The organism is Shewanella insulae (assembly GCF_009831655.1).
GTDB lineage: Bacteria > Pseudomonadota > Gammaproteobacteria > Enterobacterales > Shewanellaceae > Shewanella > Shewanella insulae.
In genome coordinates this window covers 1-18,393 of sequence record NZ_WRPA01000019.1, presented here as the reverse complement: position 1 = coordinate 18,393, position 18,393 = coordinate 1, and the positions used below count along the sequence as shown (strand labels likewise).

Sequence of the window (18,393 nt, the reverse complement as noted above, 5' to 3'; positions counted from 1 at the left end):
CATGAAAGAGATTAGCAACGCCGAGCTGTCGGTACTCAATATACTCTGGCAAGACGCCCCCCTGGGCGCCAACGAAGTGGTAGAGGCACTGGCCAGCAGCCAGGGAATGCACGAAAAAACCGTGAAGACACTGCTCAACCGTCTGGTGAAGAAACAGGCCCTGGGCTATGAGAAGGAAGGCAGAGCCTATCGCTACTACCCGCTAATCGATCAGAGCGAGTATCAACTCAAGGAGAGCCAATCCTTCGTCGAGCGGGTATTCGCCGGCAAGGTCGCTCCCCTGGTGGCAGGCTTTGCCAAGCAGAAACAGCTAAGCCCCGAAGATATCGCCGAACTTAAGGCCTTGATCGACAATTGGGAAGAGGAGCAATCCTCATGATCTCTCTAGTCATCAATGTGATGCTGCCGCTAACCCTGCTGTGCGCCGCCATCTTGTTACTACACAGACCGCTACAAGCACGCCTGGGGGCCCACAACATCTACACACTCTGGGTTTCCGTCCCCTTAGTGCTGGCGGGGACTGTGCTGGGCCAACTTGCACCGGCCAGGCTGGACAGCCCCTCACTGGAACAGCTGCAGCACTACCGCGTCCTCGCTGGCGAACTGTTATTCCAGGGCGATAATCCCACACTGAAAATGATCTTGGCTGGCATCTGGATGCTGGGCAGCCTGACACTCCTGGCCGCCCTCCTCTATCAGGCGATTTTACTCAAACGCCTTAGCAATCGCGCCGAAGATATCGAACTGCCGCATGCATCGATCCAGTGCCCACTATCTCTGACTAGACGCGAACCTTCTATGGTGATCAAACGCCATCCCGACATAGATTCCCCCATGCTGGCCGGACTGCTCAGGCCCGTGATCTTAGTGCCCATGACTTTCGAGCAGCTATCCCCTAGCCAGCAGACGGCCGTACTCAGCCATGAGCTTAAACATCTCAGCCGTCACGATATTGCGGCCAACCTCTTTGGCTACCTGCTGGCGTCGCTGTTCTGGTTCAACCCAGTTTGCTGGCTGGCCTATCGCCGCTTTCGTGACGATCAGGAGATCGCCTGTGATGCAGAGGTGACTCAAAAAATGGATAAACAACAAAGAATTGCCTATAGCCAAACGCTATTGGCCTACTCCCAGCAAGCCCAACTGGGCATGCTACACACTCACTATGGAAACAAGACCATCCTCAAGGAGCGGATCATGCAACTAAAGAAATCACACACCAAGCGCCCCCTCGCCATGCTAGGCCTGGCACTCACAATGGGCCTGTCTGGCGCCTTAATCAACCAAAGCGCCGTTGCGGGCGGTAAACATCATGATGAGGTAAAAGCACCTAGTCCAGTCATGCGTATCGAGCCTGGTTATCCAACCGAGGCCGCTAAGCAGAGTATTGAAGGTTATGTACAGCTACAGTTTGACATCGACAAGCAGGGCAAGGTCAGCAACGTCTCTGTCATCGAGTCCTCTCCAGCCGACGTATTTGACGCAGAAGCGGTCAAGGCACTGAGTCAATGGCGCTATGAAGCCTCAGACAAGGGGGTCAGTCAGGCCAAGGTTCAGCTGGATTTTATGATGTCGGCGCCTAAGGCGGAGCTCGAAAGAATTCGGATCACCGCCGGCTAAGGCCAGGTGCACAATCCGAAAAGTGAAAAGGGGCCGCGTTGCTCTTTTTCTGCTACTACCCATAAGTCATGTGACTCACCTGCGTTGACATCCGGCGCCTTTCCCTCAACGCTCGCCATAGGTTTACCTTAGATTGATCACTCACTACTGATAGTGGTAAAACATTGACTTATTATAAAAACTAAACGAATTCCCTTAGCCCAAAAGGTCATCGATGAGTTCAACCGCCAATGCCCCCCGCACCCTCAAAGTCCCCCTCGTCAATGTGTATGCCAAAGGTGGCTACAGTGCCCAGTTAAGAATTGGCGCCGAGAAGCACCCGCTGAACCTGATCTTAGATACCGGCAGCAGCACCCTGGTCGTATCCGGCAGCGACTATGTCGAGGAGCGCGACAGTGCCCTCACCCCCACCAGCTTCGCCCAAGAGGTGCTCTACGGCATAGGTGGCTGGGATGGGCCCGTGGTCTACACCCGGGTGGGTATTCGTGAAGACGCGATAGATTTCGACCTCCATGATGACCACGTTCCCCACGCCCATCATCCGATTGTGCTGGAACAATGTCCGGTGGCAGTGGTGTCATCGCTCGCCCAGGAGACCAGCTTTGCCGATGCCGACGGTATACTTGGGCTTGCCTATGATGGCCTCAACAAGGTCTATGATCTCAAAGACTATTTTAATCACTATGGCATAGCCCCGGCGCTCACCCATCCCTGGCCCTTCGACGAGGAGATCCACCTGTGCAGCCAGCACTATCACCCCATACTTACAGACGCCATACTCACCGAGGCCAATCGGGACTTCTCCATGGTGCAGACAAGCGGCAATTCTTCTGCCACGCAAGACACAGGAGCGCAGTGGCATCAGGCGACCGAAACGAGTTTCAACAGCGAGGATCTGCGCCAGTTTAAGCGCTTCCTGCGCACCCAGCCCACCAATGCTCTACCGCCCTACTTTAGCAACTTGACCAGTCATGGCCTGACCCCCAATAAATTTGCCTTCTTTGCCCGCCGCTCCAGCATACACGTGGCGAGCCAGGAGGTGCTTACGCCCAACACCGCCAACGAGTTCGCCTTCCTCGGCCAGGATCCCCTCAACCAGGGCTGGTTAATCTTAGGTGGCGGCGAGGAGCATACCGAGCTGTACCGGGGCGAGTTTAAGACCATAGCCGTGATCGAAAACAAGTATTACAACGTCAATCTGGTGGGGATGAGTATCGGCGATAATGAGATGATCCCCAGCCTGCTGACCCAGTCCATAGAAGAGCAAGGAGAGCAAGGACTAGAGGAGCAGGCAGCAGAAACTAAATCAGATACGGCTCAGCTAGATGATTCACTATCAGACACTAGCGCACTCTGCCCAGACGGCCAGCACCTGCACACCCATGGGGTTCACATCTGCGATACCATGAGGGGCCAGAGCAATGCCATCATAGACACGGGAGCCTCGGCTATCGTGCTTACCCGCCACCTGTTCGATGCGCTGACCCAGACCCTCGAAGCCATAAATCCACATTTCATAGAGCAGATAGCCCCCTTCAAGGATATCGCCTTTCAACAGACGGGGATCGACATGGCAGATCTGCAGCTGGAACTCTGGCCTGATCTCACCTTCTATTTTGTCGGCCCGCGAAACGAACATGACGCGGCGCCCACCTGTGACGCTCCCGACTGCCCACCAGGATGCGAGCCCATCGCCATCCGCGTCACGCCAAAGCACTATTGGCAGATCAATACGCCGACTCAGGGCAAGGCCTGTTTCAAGCTGTTGTCGCAGCTCCCCAACTGGCCGGATCAATCCATATTGGGCCTGCCGCTGATGAGCGCCTACTATGTGGTATTCGACCGCTCCGTTGACGACAAGGGGGTGATCCGCTTCGCCGAGCAGAAACCCTTGAATATCTCGGAGGCGCAGCATGCCAGATAATGAATCCTTCACTTCAAGACAACAGCCTTCAAGCTGTTTACCTTCAAACTGTTTACCTTCACGGCTGACACACTACCTGGCAGATCATGGTTTCACCAGCGAGCGCCTAACCATGCGCCCGATTAGTGAGGCAGACAAGAAACTGTATCGCCGCCTCTATTGCGATAAGAGGGTGATGCGCCATATCGGCGCGCCGCTCACCCAAGCACAGGCCGACAGGGCGTTTCAAACGGCATGGACTCAGATGAACCGGGCAATTTCGGGCACGGTGCCAACTAGCCAATATATGAACTGGGCCATAGTGGAGCGGCAAAGCCTGCGCACTATTGGCGTACAGGGCCTCACCTGGCAGGGCGAAGATCGCAGCCAAGCGGAGATAGGCATAATGCTGCTCCCCCAAGCCAACGGTAAACTCTACCCGGAGGAGGCCATGGGGGCGCTGATGGAATATGCCTATCTTAAGCTAGGGGTGACACGCATCCTGGCAAACTTTGCCGCCAAGAACCTCGCCACCGAACGCTTCGTCAAGAAGCTGGGATTTGTGTTCGGCTCAAATGCGTTATCGACGGCCAATTCAGAGCCAAAAAAGGCGCACCAGATGAAATCCTGCTTCGCCGATCCTCACCACTATAAAAGTACGAAATAAGTCTTCAATTCAAGGCAATTAGCGGTTTTAAAATAGGGCAATTGCTGTTAGCTTTAACCCTTAATTAACATACATATTATCGGGACTCAATTCCATGGCGGGAAGCCTGGCTTGTGTCGGCATAGGGATGACCTTAGGCGCCCATATCTGCCCGCTGGCACGCAGCTATATTGAACAAGCCGACGTCGTTTTCTCCGGCGTTTCAAACGGCATAGTGGAACTCTGGCTACAGGAGATGCACGGCGATGTACGCTCGCTACAAGTCTATTATGACGAGGGTAAGTCGCGTCATGTCACCTACCGTGAGATGGTCGATGCCATCCTAGCCGAGGTCAGACAAGGTAAGAAAGTCGTCGGCGCCTTCTACGGCCACCCCGGCGTATTCGCCCAGGCCCCCCATAGATCCATTGAGGCGGCGCGAGCCGAAGGATTCGAGGCTGTCATGGTACCCGGCATCTCCGCCGAAGATTGTCTCATCGCCGACCTAGGCATAGACCCAGGCCAATTTGGCTGTCAGCAGTTTGAAGCCAGCCAGTTTATGTTTTATCAGCGCCGTTTCGATCCCTCTTGTTACCTGATCCTCTGGCAGATAGGCCTGGCCGGCGACAAGAGCATGGCCAGATTCGCCACCGGCAAGGCCCATCGTCAGGTGCTGATAGAATTGCTGGCAGAGACCTACCCCTTAGATCATCAGGTGATCCTCTACGAGGCCGCCGTGCTCCCCATAGATAAGGTGCGCAAACAGTCTCTGGCGCTGCGCGAACTCGCCGACGCCGAAATATTCATGCACACCACCTTAGTGATCCCGCCGAGCGAAAAGATGCGGCCAAACCCAACAATCTTGGAGAAGCTGGCTAAACTTGAAACGGCACACAGAGTCGATGACACCTTAATACCCGAAAACTAACCACCAACAACAATAAGGACGAACAATGTCGAACATCATTCAACTACTGGAACGCATGGGTCAGGACGCGGCGCTACAGACCGAAGATTCTATACTTCAAACCATAGATGAATCACAGATTAGTTCTGAACAAAAAGAACTTCTGAAAAGCCGTAAAGGTGACGAACTTGCTGAGTCACTAAAGACGAGCAAAGATATTATATGTTTCCTAATCCCGGCTAAAGATGAAGATGATGAAAGTGAAAACAGTGAGGAATCTGACGAGAAGTCAGCGGTAAATCAATAATATGAGACTTTGCTACCTAATATTTAGTTTGTTAGTTTTATCACTTCCTCTGCCCATTTGTTCAGAGGAAGTCTCTGATTTAGGTAGCAAACTTCAATATGCCAATGAGATAAGAAGCAGTAAGCCAGCAGAGTTTTCTCTAATCCTTAGCGAACTGAGAAAAAATAAAAACCAGTTAAATAGTGAACAAATTTCACTGCTAGCATATTTAGAAGCATATGAAGTCACTTACCAAGGTAAATTAGACGAGGGCACAAAACTATTAGAACAACTCGTCAGAAATAGTGACACCCCCATTGAAATCGTATTCCGTTCAGTAATATCGCTAATAAACATTTTTTCAATTACCAATCAATGGACTGAAGGCCTCTCCTATCTAAAACACCTTTTAAACTTAATCGATAGAATTGGCAACACAGAACTCAAACATAATGGTTATGCTGTTGCCGCTATGTTTTTTAATCAACTAGGTCAATATAGTTCGGCAATTCATTACGCCGAAAAACTAAAAAACAGCAAGCCATCAAAAAGAAATACCTGCCTAGCCAATGGGTTAGCCATAGAGGCGCAACTCGGCCTCAATCAACTCGAGGTCGACTCACCCAGCCTGCAAACAGCTGTGGCCAGCTGTGACGAAGAGGTGATAATGGAGGGCTTTATCCACTCCTTTATCGCCACTAAATACCTGCGAGACGGCAAAACCAGGGAGGTATATGAGCAGCTCACGCCATCCCTAGCAAGCATTGAACAGACACGATACCCGAGATTGATAGCAGAGGTCTATGCCACCCTGGCCAGCGCCTATCTACTGGATAATAGGATAGGCGAGGCTCGATTAAAGGCGGAGAAGATAGTCAACTTAGCAAAAGGTTTGGGCAATACTCAGGCAATAGTCACCGCCTACAAGGTGCTCTATGAGATCGCCGATCTCAGCGGCGACTACAAGACGGCGCTGGATTATCACATCAAATACGCCCAGGCCGACAAGGCATACCTGGACGATATCAAGACCAAGCATCTGGCCTTCCAGCTCGCCGAGCATCAGGCGGCGGAGCAGAAGAGTCGTATCGCTCTACTGGACAGACAAAACAATCTGCTACTGACCGAACAGCAACTGGCAAGGATCCAGGCGGAAAACAACCGGCTGTTTATCTCGCTGCTGATCGCCATCATTACCCTGCTGGGTTTCTGGGCCTACAAGTCCTGGACCATTCAGAAGCGCCTCAAGCAGCTTGCAGAATACGATGCCCTGACCCATGTATTTAATCGCGGCCACTTCACTCAGGTCGCCCAGAGCGCGCTCTCATACTGCGAAAGCAGCGAGGTAGACCTCAGCTACATCCTGTTCGATCTGGACAACTTCAAGCAGATCAACGACAAATATGGCCACGCCATTGGCGATTGGGTACTGAAGAAAGTTGCCAAGGCCTGTCAGGCTCAGGGACGCAAGAACGACATCTTCGCCCGAATCGGGGGCGAGGAGTTCTGTATCGCCCTGCCCGGCTGCGACCTGAAAACGGCGATTAAGCTGGCCGAGGCTTGTCGTGAGGCGATTGCCACAATTGACTGCAGCGCCACCGGCCATGAGTTTAATGTCACCGCCAGCTTTGGGATCACAGATACTCAGATGTCAGGCTATAAGCTGGAGCGGCTGATCAACGACGCCGACAGCGCCATGTACCAGTCGAAGGAAACCGGGCGGGATCGCCTCTGTATCTTCGACCCCGAGGCCAAGCGCACTATCCCCCAGGCGTCCCATTCTCTACTCTCCCTCTAGCGAGGGAGGGTGCCTTCAAGAACCTGGACCAGCCTTAGCATATGGCTGGTCACGACTATCTGCGCCAATATTAATTGTGCTGCTGCGCAACAGATTGAGATGAAAGCCTTTTGCCAAGCCGCAGCCCCTTTTATAATCAAGTCTCTACATAGATAAAAAGGGAATGACTCTCGTGCTAAAGAAACTGCTCGCCATGACCAGCTCGACCCAGATGCTCGTCGCCATGTTTGTCGGCTTTGCGGTAGGGCTCTTTTTCGGGGAGTCTGTCGGCTGGATGAGCAGCATAGGCACCAGCGTGATCCTCCTGATGCAGATGACGGTACTGCCCTATATTCTGGTCTCTCTGGTGGGGGGCATAGGTAAACTCAAGCGCGCCACCGCCAGCCTGATCTTTAGCCGAGCCGGCGTCATCATGCTGCTACTCTGGGGTGTCGGCCTACTAGTGGTCGCCTTGATGCCACTCTCCTTCCCCTTTGTCGAGACCGCCTCCTTCTTCAGCACCAGCTCCATCGAGCCCGCCACGGCCATAGACTATTTCAAGCTCTATATTCCCTCTAACCCCTTCCAGTCGATGGCCGAGGGTTATGTACCCGCCATGGTGATCTTCGCCATCGCCATGGGGCTGGCACTCATTGGCATGGAGGGCGACAACAAGCTGCTGATCATCAACTTCATGCACACCTGCAGCGAGATCTTCTCCAAGATCACCCAGGCACTGGTGAAGGTACTCCCCATAGGGATCTTCGCCATGTCGGCCTCGGCGGCGGGCACCATGGGAGTGGACGAGTTTGCCAGCATGCAGGTCTATCTCATCAGCTACTTCGTCCTCTGCCTGCTGCTCACCTTCTGGATACTGCCCTGGATAGTCGCCTCCCTGACCCCGGTTACCTTCGCCCAGGCGCTACGGATCAGCAAGTCCAGCCTGGTCACCGCGTTTGCCACCGGCAATATCTTCATCGTCATCCCAGTGATCGTCGAGGAGTGTAAGCAGATCATGCGCGAGCATCAGAGCCTGAGCGACGATGCCGAAACCCTAGTAGAAATCTTGGTGCCTATCGCCTTCACCTTCCCCAACATAGGCAAGCTGACGGTGATCCTCTTCGTACTCTTCGCCGGCTGGTTTAACGGCACCCCGATAGAACTCAGCGCCCTGCCGTCGCTCTCCATCAGCGGCGTCCTGTCGCTGTTTGGCAGCGTCTATGTGGCGATTCCCTTCATGCTGGACTTAGTGCATTTGCCCCAGGATCTGTTCCAGCTGTTTGTGATGTCGGGCTTTATCACGGGCAAGTTTAACTCCATCACCGCAGTGATGAACCTGTTTGCCCTGACGCTGCTGACGGTGGCGCTGTTTGAGAAGCGTCTGAGACTCAGGCCTCCGCAACTGCTCAAGATGGCCATAGGCGTGGGTGCCAGCGTTGTGCTCACCCTCATCGTGTGCCGGGTGGGCATGGGACTGTTTATTCACAGCCCTGAGGTGACCAGCGGCGTGATTGCCAACATGCAGGTGGCCGATAAGGTGCCGACCAAGGTAAGCAAGCAATATCCGGTGGTGGGCCAGAGCGCCAGTCGCCCCATCGCCGATGTCAACGCCATCCGCGCCCGCGGCCTGCTCAGGGTCGGCTATATCCCCAGCAATGTGCCCTTTAGCTACTACAACAACGCCGGACAACTGGTGGGCTTCGACAGCGCCATGGCCAACCGTCTGGCAGACGATCTTGGGGTCAAGGTCGAGTTCATCCCCTTCGAGAAGGACAAGCTGGCCGCCTCCCTCGACGCGGGCTTCTTCGATATCGCCATGTCGGGCCTAGCCATGGATATCGAGCAGATGGATAAGCTGAGCTATGTTGAGCCCGTGCTGCTGCTAAACCTGGCCATCGCCACCAAAGACCACAAGGTCAACAGCTTCAAGCGCAACCAGTCGATAAAGGCGATGCAAGATACCACCATAGCCTATGTGGAACACAGCGACATCATAGAAGATGCCAAGGCCTTCTACCCCAACCTCAAGTTCATCAAGATTAAGGGCTACAAGGACTTCTTCCGTCAGAAGGGCGACAAGTACGATGCCGTGGTGATCAGCGCCGAGGCGGGCTCCGCCTGGACCCTCTTCTTCCCTGGCTATGGCATAGCACCGCTGGAATACAAGGCGAAATACCCTATCGCCTATGCGGTGGCTCAGGACAACCAGTCGCTGCTCAACTATGTCAACAACTGGCAGAAGCTACGCAAGGTGGATGGCCACCAGCAGCGGCTCTACAACTACTGGATGCTAGGCCAAGGGGCCAGCGAACCCGAGCCAAGATGGTCCATCATTCGCGACGTGCTGCACTGGGTAGACTAGCGATCTTGCTCAGTTTTTCTCGTACTAGCCCTCTCGGTTACCTTTCTCGTTCCAAAGCCTCACCCAGGGGGCCGAAATAGGCTAGTAGCTGGCGATAGATGCCCTCTCTATGCTCCAGGCTAGGATAACCGCCAGCCTTGGCCAGGAGCGAGTCCAGGGTCTCGTTAACCAGGTAAGGATTACGGATCTCGGGATGGGACTCGATACAGGCCTCGAAGGCCCTGGCCATCATCTCAGTGGGTTTGGAAAAGTATTGCCGCCCCTGCTGCCGGTCCAGCGCCACGGCGCGGCGTACATACTCATGACTGTCCTGGCCATCATCACTTAATAGGACGCTGGCAAACAGCTGCATCAGGCGATCATTAAGGGGGTGAACTATCGGCGTGTGGTCGGCCAGCCAGCAGTGACTGGCGAAGGCGATGCCCGTCGTTGGGATCTCGAAGGCCTTGGTGGCAATGTAGTGGTCGAAGGCGTGCCAGAACTCGTGTGCCAGGGCGCCGGCACCTGCATTTTTCGCCAGGGCTAATTCCCTCTGCGCCGGCATATAGTGGGCCTGCACGCCCATCTGTCCACCTGTCCCGAAGGCCAGATTCAGCGTCTGTCGCAGCCCCATGGCCTTGGGCGGCAACTGCAACATGAAGGCGAGATCGGCAAAGGCATCGAAGATAAGGTTGGCCGCCTTATGCTTCTCTTCCTCCTCGACCCAGCTACCCAGGCGAATATGATTGAGGCCGAACACCTCCTTGATGTCGTGAAAGCTCACCTGCTCGCCGCAGCGATAGTCTGGTCCCTCACGTCGATACTGGTTTCGTTTTAGCACTCGCCTGCCCATAAAATTGCCCGCAGCCATCATACCCTATTTTCTGTCTATGCATGAGGTCGGCGGCCGAGACGAACGCAAAATCGACGCGCAAAAAAGCCGCCCTGGGGCGGCTCTTGGCACTGATGCTGATACGAAAAATATGCCTTAGGCTATCTTCAGCGCCGCCTTATCACCGATCAGCTGCATGTCGAAGTCGAACTCGTCGACACGAATGGCACGCTCGCGCTTGAGGTTATAGTCCAGCAACTGCTTATGCTCGCCCTCGGTGATGATCTTGGCACCGCGGGCTCTATCCAGCGTCTCGGCGAATCGCACGCCAGACTTGAAGTAACCCTGTTTCAGCCCCTTCTTCACCTTGGCCAACAGCGGCAGACAGGCAATCTTAGCCAGATAGGCCTGCTGGTTGATATCGTTGCCATCCCCCGGCACCGGCTTCACCAGATGGGTCAGCTGACGCTTGATCTGGGTGTTGAGCTGGGCCTCATGGGCCAGTTCGCGAACCAGGTCGTCGTTGATCTTCTTCATCTTAGGCGAGTAGGTCACAGTGAGCAGCTTCATCAGCTGACGTGTCGCAGCTTGAGGGAAATTATCCAGGAAGCTCAGCAGGGCATTTTCGGCGTTAACCAGCGCCCAGCGGGTGGCGTACTCGAAGTAAGGCTTGGCCTGGGCACGATGCTCGCTGCTCACCTTCTGCTCATAGTAGCGAATCGAAGCCATGGCCGCGTACAGGTAACTCATCACATCCCCCAGACGTGCCGACAGCATCTCGGCCTGCTTGAGCTTGCCGCCAAGTACCAGTAGTGAGAAGTCAGCGTACACGGCCAGTTTCGACGCCAGCTTGTGAACAGCCTTCTCATATTCCACCACCTCGCTAAGCTCTGACTTGGCATCGGCGGTAAAAGGCAGCAGACCCAGGCGGAAGGCGCGCAGGCTGTTGCCCACACTGTAGCCCACTGTCTGCTTGAAGATACGATTAAAGGTCTTGTCGGCATCTTTGTCTTCGCTGTGGATCGCCTCTACCATGCTCTGCAGATGAGGGTGACAGCGCATCACGCCCTGACCGAAGATCATCAGGTTGCGGGTCAGAATGTTCGCTCCTTCCACCGTGATGGCGATGGGCTGGGCCACATAGCCAGAGGCCAGGGTATTTTGTGGGCCACGCTGAATCGCCTTACCGGCCTGAATGTCCATGGCCGAGTTCAGCACGTCACGGCCGATCTCCGTCATGTGGTACTTGGCCATCGCCGTCACCACAGAGGGCTTTAGCCCCAGGCCCAGGCCTTCGGTGGTCAGCACGCGCATCGCCTCTTGCAGATAGGTCTTACCGGCGATATCCGCCAGCTTCTCCTGAATCCCCTCGAACTTGCCGATGGCCAGACCAAACTGCTCACGCACCGCGGCATATTCCGCCGACGACTTAAACGAGGCCTGGCTTACCGAGACTCCTAGCGCCGGCAGCGAGATGCCACGCCCTGCGCCGAGACAGGCCACCAACATCTGCCAGCCACGACCGATATTCTCTTGACCGCCTATGATGAAGTCCATCGGGATAAATACATTCTGGCCGCGAGTGGTGCCGTTGTAGAAGCGACAGCCCATAGGGTCGTGACGGTTACCCAGCTCGACGCCAGGATGCGACTTAGGGATCAGCGCGCAGGTGATCCCCAGCTGCTCCTTGCCACCCAGCAAGCCTTGCGGATCTTCCACCTTGAAGGCCAGACCCAATACGGTAGCGATAGGCGCCAGGGTGATGTAACGTTTGTCCCAGGTCACCGACAGGCCGAGTACCTGCTCGCCCTGATATTCGCCCATGGTGACAGTACCGACATCGGGAATACCACCGGCATCCGAGCCCGCTTCTGGGCTGGTCAATGCAAAACAGGGGATCTCCTGGCCATTAGCCAGACGTGGCAGCCAGAAATCTTGCTGGGCCTGAGTGCCGTAATGCATCAGTAGCTCACCCGGGCCTAAGGAGTTAGGCACCATGACGGTCACCGCCACCGCGGAACTCTTGGCGGCAATGGTAGCCACAATCGTCGAGTTGGCATAAGGGCTGAACTCCAGGCCACCGAAGGCCTTAGGGATGATCAGCGAGAAGAACTTATGCTCTTTTAGGAAGTTGAGTATGTTGTCTGGCAGATGCAGGCTGTTTTGAATGGCAAAGTCATCCACCATCTCGATAAGTGTCTGCACTGGGCCGTCTAGGAAGGCCTGCTCTTCGTCGGACAGGGTCGCCCCCGGAACCTGACGCAGGGCATCGAAATCTGGGATCCCCTGATAGATAGATCCCTCTAGCCATACATCACCGGCGTCGAGCGCCTCTTGTTCAGTGGTAGAAATACTCGGCAGTACTTTTTTAAATTTTGTTCTAATACTCATCTTTCAGACTCATCCGACCAGAAAACCTAGTGTGCATTACGTCACAAAAAACAAATTAGATCAAACATTCTAACCTCAAAAAAATGCTTTATTTTACAGTTACAAACACAACTTAAAATTAAGCTTTTTCTTTTCAAAAGGTTACAGGTGTACGCTCAAATAAAAAATTTAAACAACCGTTTTATATAATTGTTTGAATCAGGCCTTTTTTGACCTAGATCAGAGACATTTTTCAGGGTTATGGGGCTGAAGTCACACTGTTTCAAAAATGAAAAAATGAGCATATATATTTACTAAATTAGCACTACTTATTATGTGGATATAAGCTTAAATTATCATCACAAATAACCCTGCAACATGGGCCAAATAACCAGCTTATGCCACCTGTAGCGGCACGATAAGCCAGCGCATTCGCCCACATGCAGCCATCAAAATAAGAGAGTGCTTCATGAAGATAGCCCTATTTATTCCCTGTCTGGTGAACCAGATGATGCCCCATGTCGGCATCGCCACCGTCGAACTCCTCGAAAAACTCGGCCATCAGGTCATACTGCCCAAGGGGCAGACCTGTTGTGGCCAGCCCATGACTAACTCGGGCTGTTTTGATGAAGCCAAGAAAACCACCCTCAAGCTGTTGAACGCCTTCAAGGGCGTCGAGTGTGACGCCATCGTCTGCCCGGCCGCCTCTTGCCTGGTTGCCGCCAAGGAAAACTTCCATGAGTTTGACGACAGCCCAGAAGCCCAGGCGGTTATCGACAAGCTCTACGAACTCACCGAATTCCTACACGATGTGGCGCCAATCCCCGCCTTCAACAAGGCCTTTAACTTCAAGGTCAGCCTGCAGCTGAGCTGTCACGGCATCCGCATGTTGGACCTGGCCACACCGAGCGAGCAGATGGGCCCTCGCACCAACAAGGTCGAGGCCGTGCTGAGCCGCATCCCTGGTATCGAAATCGTCTATCCTGATCGCCGCGACGAATGCTGCGGCTTCGGTGGTACCTTCGCTGTCGACGAGGGCGCCGTCTCGGCCAAGATGGGTAAAGACAAGGCCCAGGCGCACGCCGCCACGGGCGCTACTTATGCGGTAGGTTTCGACCCATCCTGCCTGCTGCACCTGGATGGCATGATGCGCCGTCAGCTATTGCCTATCGCGACCCGTCACATTGCCGAAGTCATCAACGCAGCCCTGTAAGGAGTAGCTCATGTCTAGTCAAACCACCGCACTCAACTCAGGCGTGCATGCGAAGAAGGCCGACATCTTTTGTCAGGACGAGGCACGCGTCGATTGGCACTCTAAGGCCCTCTGGGTGCTGCGTGAAAAGCGCGATCGCGCCGCCGCCAGCCTGCCGGAGTGGGAGCAGCTGCGTCAGCTCGGCTCCGAGATGAAGCTCCACACCCTGACCCACCTGGGCGAATACCTGGAGAGCTTCGAGAAAAACTGTCTGGCCAACGGCATAGTCGTGCACTGGGCCAAAGATGGCGCCGAGCACAACCAGATAGTCCACAACATCCTGGCCAAGCATCAGGTGAAGAAGCTGGTTAAATCCAAGTCTATGCTCACCGAAGAGTGCCACCTCAACCCTTACCTCGAGAGTAAGGGCATTGAGGTGATCGACACCGACCTGGGTGAGCGCATCATTCAGCTGGCCAAACAGCCGCCATCACATATCGTGGTACCGGCGATCCACCTAAAGAAAGAGGAAGTGGGCGACCTCTTCCACGACAAGTTAGGCACAGAGGCGGGCGCCTCGGATCCACTCTATCTCACCCGAGCCGCCCGCGCTCACCTGCGTGAGCAGTTCCTGTCGGCCGATGCGGCCATGACAGGGGTTAACATGGCCATCGCCGACAAGGGTGCAGTCGTCGTCTGCACCAACGAAGGTAACGCCGACATGGGTGCTAACCTGCCTAAGCTGCAGCTACACTCCATGGGCATAGACAAGATAGTGCCGGATCTCGACAGCGCCGCTATCTTACTGCGTACCCTGGCCCGTAACGCCACCGGCCAGCCGATCACCACCTACTCCAGCTTCTATCGTGGTCCACAGGACGGCGGCGAGATGCACGTGATCATCGTCGACAACGGCCGTACCGACATGCTGCAAGACAAGATTCTGGCCGAGTCGCTCAAGTGTATTCGCTGCGGTGGTTGCCTGAATACTTGCCCCGTGTATCGTCGCTCCGGCGGTTACAGCTACAACTACACCATTCCAGGTCCTATCGGCATCGCCGTAGGTGCTCAGGCAGACGATACTCACTCTATCCCATGGGCCTGTACCCTATGTGGCAGCTGTAGCTATGTCTGCCCGACCAAGGTACCGCTGGATAAGATCATTCACCATCACCGTCGCCTCAAGGCCAAGGCGGGCAAACTGCCTTACGGCAAGCGCAGCTATATGCCGCTGGTCGGCAACTTCATGGCCAGCGAGACCATGCTCAACTGCTCCATGAGTGTCGCCCGCACCGCGCTGCGTATACTGCCGGGCTCCCTGCTCAAGCCATTCTCTGGCGCCTGGGGTAAATACCGAGAGCTACCGGTCGCACCTAAGTCCAGCTTCGAAGCTTGGTTTAACAAAAACAGAGGTCAATAATATGTCGAGCAAGCAATCTATTCTCAATGCATTAAAAAGCGTCGCGGTTGCACCTCAGGCCATGCCGCCAATCAATGTCAGCCCACGTATTGACGATGTCATTGGCCAGTTTGAAACCAACCTGAACACAGTGGCAGGCACGCTACACCGCGAGGGGGGCTTGGCCGCCCTACAGGCCAAGGTCGACGAACTGACGAAAGAAGGCAAGCAGGTGATCTCTCAAGTTGAAGGCGTCAAAGGTAACCGCGAGGTGCCAGACACGGCTCACGAGTTAAGAGATATCGACTTTGCGGTGATCCCTGGCGATGTGGCCGTGGCGGAAAATGGCGCCATCTGGGTCAACAACCAACACCTGGGCCATAGGGTGACCCCCTTCATCTGTGAAAACCTGTTCTTAGTCATAAGCGCCGACACGGTTGTTGCCAACCTGCATGAAGCGGTTAAAAAAATTGGCTTAGACAGCGGCGAGTTCGGCGTCTTCATCGCCGGTCCTTCTAAAACGGCCGATATCGAACAGGCCCTGGTGGTCGGTGCCCACGGCGCCTGCAGCCTGAATGTTTACCTAGTATAAGTCCCCCGCATCAACCCTATTTAGCAGCCTCAAACTGCCTGGCCACCACGATAACTGTGGTGGCTTTTTTTTGCCTCAGGCAGAGAGGAGGTTAGCGAGATAGACTGCGCCAGTAGTTAGTCGTTAGTCGTTAGTCGCTAGTGGAACAGACAGCTAGCCCTTTCCTGCATGAAATCGATAAACAACTTCACCTTGAGGGGCTGATGGGTGCGCTGATGGTACAGCAGAGAGATCCGCCGCTGCTCGCCGTGCCAGTCGGGCAGCACACGGTGCAGTTCGCCCGAGGCAAGCTCATTCTTCACGAACAACTCTGGGCCATAGAGAATGCCGCCATCGTCTACCGCGGCGCGCACCGCACCGTTGAGATCGCCGAGCGTCAACTTGGCTGGCCCTTCGTAATAGAAATCTTCGCCGCTGATATGTTTCATCGACCAGTTAAATAGCGGCCAGACCTTGATCAAGGAGTGATCCACCAGCTGCTCCGGATGGTGTGGCGTGCCGGCGCAGGCCAGGTAACCCGGCGAGGCGAACAGGGCATAATCGAGTACCCCCAGCGACTTAGAGACCCAGGAGGAGTCTGGCTGAGCGCCACCGACGATGGCCACATCCACCCCTTCATCGATCAGATCGATACTGGAATTATTCTGGGTGATATGCAGCTGAATATCCGGGTAGGCCTTGGAGAAGTCATTGATCACGCCGATGAAGATCATCGAAATGATCGACACAGGCGCCGCGATGCGTAGCGTGCCTTCGGCCTTCTCGACCCTGGGCTCGCTGCAGCGGTCAAACTGGGCCACCACATTCTGATAGCGGCCAAAGAGTTCGCTGCCCTCCTCGGTTAACCTGAGCTTACGGGTGCTGCGCATGATCAGCTGGGTATCGAGCAGGCTTTCCAGCTTAGTCACCTTACGGCTGACGGTCGCCACAGGCATACCCAGCTCTTTGGCCACCTGGGAAAAACCGCCGGTATTCACCAGATGCACAAACAGATGAATAAGCTCTAGTTCCGTGCCTACGCTATGCGCCATCAAAAGCCTCGAAAAAACCGATTAGAAATGGATAAGAATTATAACAAAACCAAGGATGTCAGACAGCCATCTGATCTGATTAAGCTTGCGCTCAATCAATAAATCCCTCATCTAGCCGAACATATCCCCATCTCCCAGGCCTTCCCTAGACAATTCTGGAAGGCTCCCAATGAGTTAGCCGCCCGGATTAGAGTCAACTAATCCAAACAGCCACCTTAGTAATCACTAATTTAGCTCGCGACAAGATATTAATTTTTAAGACAAAAACTAGACAGATTAGAATTTGCACAGCATTATTAAATGTGACACAGGTCACATTTAACGATAAGGAAGATAATAATGAATAAGATGTTCCCTACTGCGCTCCTGTTACTCTCATCGACAATTTCAGGCGCGACTTTCGCTAACTTTACCGCCATCGAGTGCAATGACTGCTCAGCGACGGCGGCCCAGCAACAAGCTACCAAGGCACTTGCTAACCAAGAGACCAAATCTATCTATGTAGTCGACTTTGTTAACTATAACGTCAAAAAGTTTAAGCAGGATGGTGACGCCGTCTCAACCACGACGATGACACTATCTGAGAACCTGCAGGTGAATAATCACTATGCTCATCGTAAGGTCAACCTGCGCTCGATCGATTAAACACAAGCTGGATAAAGGTTAGCCTGCTGGGCGCATAAGGGTCTTCTTCACGAAGACCTTTTCTGTTTTCGTCAACATGAAGAAGCCCAAACCATTAACCGGCTCATAACCGGCTTAGCCGGGTAAGAGCTAGAGAGGCGCCTGAACCGAGCTCTCCCAAGAGTCACGCCCATCGTTAGGCGAATCCCCTTGGGCCTGCACCGTCTAACACAGTATAATGGCCAGAATTAGGTCCAATATATTAGCCAAGAGGCAACACCAGATGGCAAGAACCGCAGCGGCGCTTCACATACTCGTTAAACATAAAGAACTCGCCGAAGAGATCATCGAAAAACTCAATAAGGGAGCTAAGTTTGACCAGCTCGCCAAGAAACACTCCACCTGTCCATCGGGTAAGAAAGGCGGCAGCCTGGGTGAATTTAAGAAAGGTCAGATGGTGCCCGCCTTCGACAAGGTCTGCTTCACCGGCGAGTTGATCACGCCGCATCTGGTCAAGACCAAGTTCGGCTGGCATGTGGTGAAGGTGTTGTATCGGACGTGATGCAGAGGTTTATCCTGAGTGGTCAAAGGGGGTGATAGTTAACCCTCTCCGCTAACCGGTTTAAACCTTTCTGCTTCGGTGTAAAACAAACGTCCAAATGGACTTATATACCTATTTGAAATCCTTACTTTCTCTGTAACCTATCGCCTGCGGCTGGCTCATGTGCAAACACCATTTTGGCTCGCCGCGAGCACTTATATGGACACCTCGGATAGATCAAACATTTTGTGAGTAACAGAAAGTAATACTGCGTACGTATATCCGACCTGTTTGTGAGCATCTTCGTGCTCTGGCCTTAATGAGAACCGCGCCTT

At 54.1% G+C, this 18,393-nt stretch carries 16 protein-coding genes; 13 read left to right on the top strand and 3 right to left on the bottom strand.

From position 1 onward, the window contains the following. The first annotated feature begins 1 nt into the window (after position 1). The 8 genes from GNT65_RS17275 to GNT65_RS17240 all read left to right on the top strand — a co-directional run bounded on the left by GNT65_RS17275 (position 2) and on the right by GNT65_RS17240 (position 9,498). Positions 2-379 carry a BlaI/MecI/CopY family transcriptional regulator gene (locus GNT65_RS17275; protein WP_160798452.1) on the top strand — a complete coding sequence of 126 codons (378 nt, stop codon included), beginning with the start codon at positions 2-4 and terminating at the stop codon, positions 377-379. Then, the gene (locus GNT65_RS17270) at positions 376-1,617 is read left to right on the top strand and encodes a M56 family metallopeptidase (RefSeq protein WP_160798451.1); all 1,242 of its coding nucleotides are present in this window, start codon (positions 376-378) and stop codon (positions 1,615-1,617) included. The genes GNT65_RS17275 and GNT65_RS17270 overlap by 4 nt, the downstream gene beginning before the upstream one ends. Before the next feature lie 214 nt (positions 1,618-1,831). After that, entirely contained in the window at positions 1,832-3,541 is a 1,710-nt protein-coding gene (locus GNT65_RS17265) for a pepsin-like aspartyl protease (protein ID WP_160798450.1), read from the top strand. Positions 3,542-3,653: 112 nt separating this feature from the next. Continuing rightward, positions 3,654-4,187, top strand: coding sequence for a GNAT family N-acetyltransferase (locus GNT65_RS17260; RefSeq protein ID WP_244952216.1), 534 nt, complete (start codon positions 3,654-3,656; stop codon positions 4,185-4,187). A 94-nt stretch (positions 4,188-4,281) separates the two neighbouring features. Further along, a complete protein-coding gene (locus GNT65_RS17255; protein WP_160798448.1) occupies positions 4,282-5,094 on the top strand; it encodes an SAM-dependent methyltransferase in 813 nt (270 codons plus the stop codon). A gap of 25 nt (positions 5,095-5,119) precedes the next feature. Continuing rightward, the gene (locus GNT65_RS17250; RefSeq protein ID WP_160798447.1) at positions 5,120-5,380 is read left to right on the top strand and encodes a hypothetical protein; all 261 of its coding nucleotides are present in this window, start codon (positions 5,120-5,122) and stop codon (positions 5,378-5,380) included. Positions 5,381-5,831: 451 nt separating this feature from the next. Next, complete coding sequence (locus GNT65_RS17245; RefSeq protein ID WP_239871029.1) at positions 5,832-7,157, top strand: GGDEF domain-containing protein; 1,326 nt, start codon at positions 5,832-5,834, stop codon at positions 7,155-7,157. A gap of 163 nt (positions 7,158-7,320) precedes the next feature. Next, a complete protein-coding gene (locus GNT65_RS17240) occupies positions 7,321-9,498 on the top strand; it encodes a cation:dicarboxylate symporter family transporter (RefSeq protein ID WP_160798445.1) in 2,178 nt (725 codons plus the stop codon). 37 nt (positions 9,499-9,535) lie between these two features. On the opposite strand, the gene GNT65_RS17235 is transcribed toward GNT65_RS17240, so the two are convergent. Then, positions 9,536-10,318 (bottom strand): CLCA_X family protein, encoded by a 783-nt coding sequence (locus tag GNT65_RS17235; RefSeq protein WP_160798444.1) that lies wholly within the window; start codon positions 10,316-10,318, stop codon positions 9,536-9,538. Positions 10,319-10,465: 147 nt separating this feature from the next. Beyond that, positions 10,466-12,700 (bottom strand): acyl-CoA dehydrogenase, encoded by a 2,235-nt coding sequence (locus GNT65_RS17230; protein ID WP_160798443.1) that lies wholly within the window; start codon positions 12,698-12,700, stop codon positions 10,466-10,468. A 448-nt stretch (positions 12,701-13,148) separates the two neighbouring features. Between GNT65_RS17230 and GNT65_RS17225 the strand changes: the two genes are divergently transcribed. From GNT65_RS17225 to GNT65_RS17215, 3 genes are read left to right on the top strand one after another with little or no spacing between them, the layout of a single operon-like run. Then, positions 13,149-13,892: a (Fe-S)-binding protein gene (locus GNT65_RS17225; RefSeq protein WP_160798442.1), complete on the top strand. Its 744-nt coding sequence runs from the start codon at positions 13,149-13,151 to the stop codon at positions 13,890-13,892. Between the two features lie 10 nt (positions 13,893-13,902). Then, on the top strand, positions 13,903-15,291 hold the full coding sequence (locus tag GNT65_RS17220; RefSeq protein ID WP_160798441.1) for a lactate utilization protein B: 1,389 nt from the start codon (positions 13,903-13,905) through the stop codon (positions 15,289-15,291). Position 15,292: 1 nt separating this feature from the next. After that, positions 15,293-15,862, top strand: a complete 570-nt coding sequence (locus GNT65_RS17215) for a LutC/YkgG family protein (RefSeq protein ID WP_160798440.1) — start codon at positions 15,293-15,295, stop codon at positions 15,860-15,862. Between the two features lie 137 nt (positions 15,863-15,999). Here GNT65_RS17215 and GNT65_RS17210 read toward each other — a convergent pair whose 3' ends face one another. After that, positions 16,000-16,893: a LysR family transcriptional regulator gene (locus GNT65_RS17210; protein WP_160798439.1), complete on the bottom strand. Its 894-nt coding sequence runs from the start codon at positions 16,891-16,893 to the stop codon at positions 16,000-16,002. A gap of 339 nt (positions 16,894-17,232) precedes the next feature. On the opposite strand from GNT65_RS17210, the gene GNT65_RS17205 reads away from it, so the two are divergent. Together GNT65_RS17205 and ppiC are read left to right on the top strand one after the other, a co-directional pair. Next, positions 17,233-17,538, top strand: coding sequence for a hypothetical protein (locus tag GNT65_RS17205; protein ID WP_160798438.1), 306 nt, complete (start codon positions 17,233-17,235; stop codon positions 17,536-17,538). 262 nt (positions 17,539-17,800) lie between these two features. Next, a complete protein-coding gene (gene ppiC, locus GNT65_RS17200; protein ID WP_041508681.1) occupies positions 17,801-18,079 on the top strand; it encodes a peptidylprolyl isomerase PpiC in 279 nt (92 codons plus the stop codon). The last annotated feature ends 314 nt before the right edge of the window (positions 18,080-18,393 follow it).

Coding starts and splice junctions, on each gene's coding strand:
- GNT65_RS17275 (WP_160798452.1), top strand. CDS start 2: ATGAAAGAGATTAGCAACGCCGAGCTGTCGGTACTCAATATACTCTGG.
- GNT65_RS17270 (WP_160798451.1), top strand. CDS start 376: ATGATCTCTCTAGTCATCAATGTGATGCTGCCGCTAACCCTGCTGTGC.
- GNT65_RS17265 (WP_160798450.1), top strand. CDS start 1,832: ATGAGTTCAACCGCCAATGCCCCCCGCACCCTCAAAGTCCCCCTCGTC.
- GNT65_RS17260 (WP_244952216.1), top strand. CDS start 3,654: ATGCGCCCGATTAGTGAGGCAGACAAGAAACTGTATCGCCGCCTCTAT.
- GNT65_RS17255 (WP_160798448.1), top strand. CDS start 4,282: ATGGCGGGAAGCCTGGCTTGTGTCGGCATAGGGATGACCTTAGGCGCC.
- GNT65_RS17250 (WP_160798447.1), top strand. CDS start 5,120: ATGTCGAACATCATTCAACTACTGGAACGCATGGGTCAGGACGCGGCG.
- GNT65_RS17245 (WP_239871029.1), top strand. CDS start 5,832: ATGTTTTTTAATCAACTAGGTCAATATAGTTCGGCAATTCATTACGCC.
- GNT65_RS17240 (WP_160798445.1), top strand. CDS start 7,321: ATGACTCTCGTGCTAAAGAAACTGCTCGCCATGACCAGCTCGACCCAG.
- GNT65_RS17230 (WP_160798443.1), bottom strand. CDS start 12,700: ATGAGTATTAGAACAAAATTTAAAAAAGTACTGCCGAGTATTTCTACC.
- GNT65_RS17225 (WP_160798442.1), top strand. CDS start 13,149: ATGAAGATAGCCCTATTTATTCCCTGTCTGGTGAACCAGATGATGCCC.
- GNT65_RS17220 (WP_160798441.1), top strand. CDS start 13,903: ATGTCTAGTCAAACCACCGCACTCAACTCAGGCGTGCATGCGAAGAAG.
- GNT65_RS17215 (WP_160798440.1), top strand. CDS start 15,293: ATGTCGAGCAAGCAATCTATTCTCAATGCATTAAAAAGCGTCGCGGTT.
- GNT65_RS17210 (WP_160798439.1), bottom strand. CDS start 16,893: ATGGCGCATAGCGTAGGCACGGAACTAGAGCTTATTCATCTGTTTGTG.
- GNT65_RS17205 (WP_160798438.1), top strand. CDS start 17,233: ATGAATAAGATGTTCCCTACTGCGCTCCTGTTACTCTCATCGACAATT.
- ppiC (WP_041508681.1), top strand. CDS start 17,801: ATGGCAAGAACCGCAGCGGCGCTTCACATACTCGTTAAACATAAAGAA.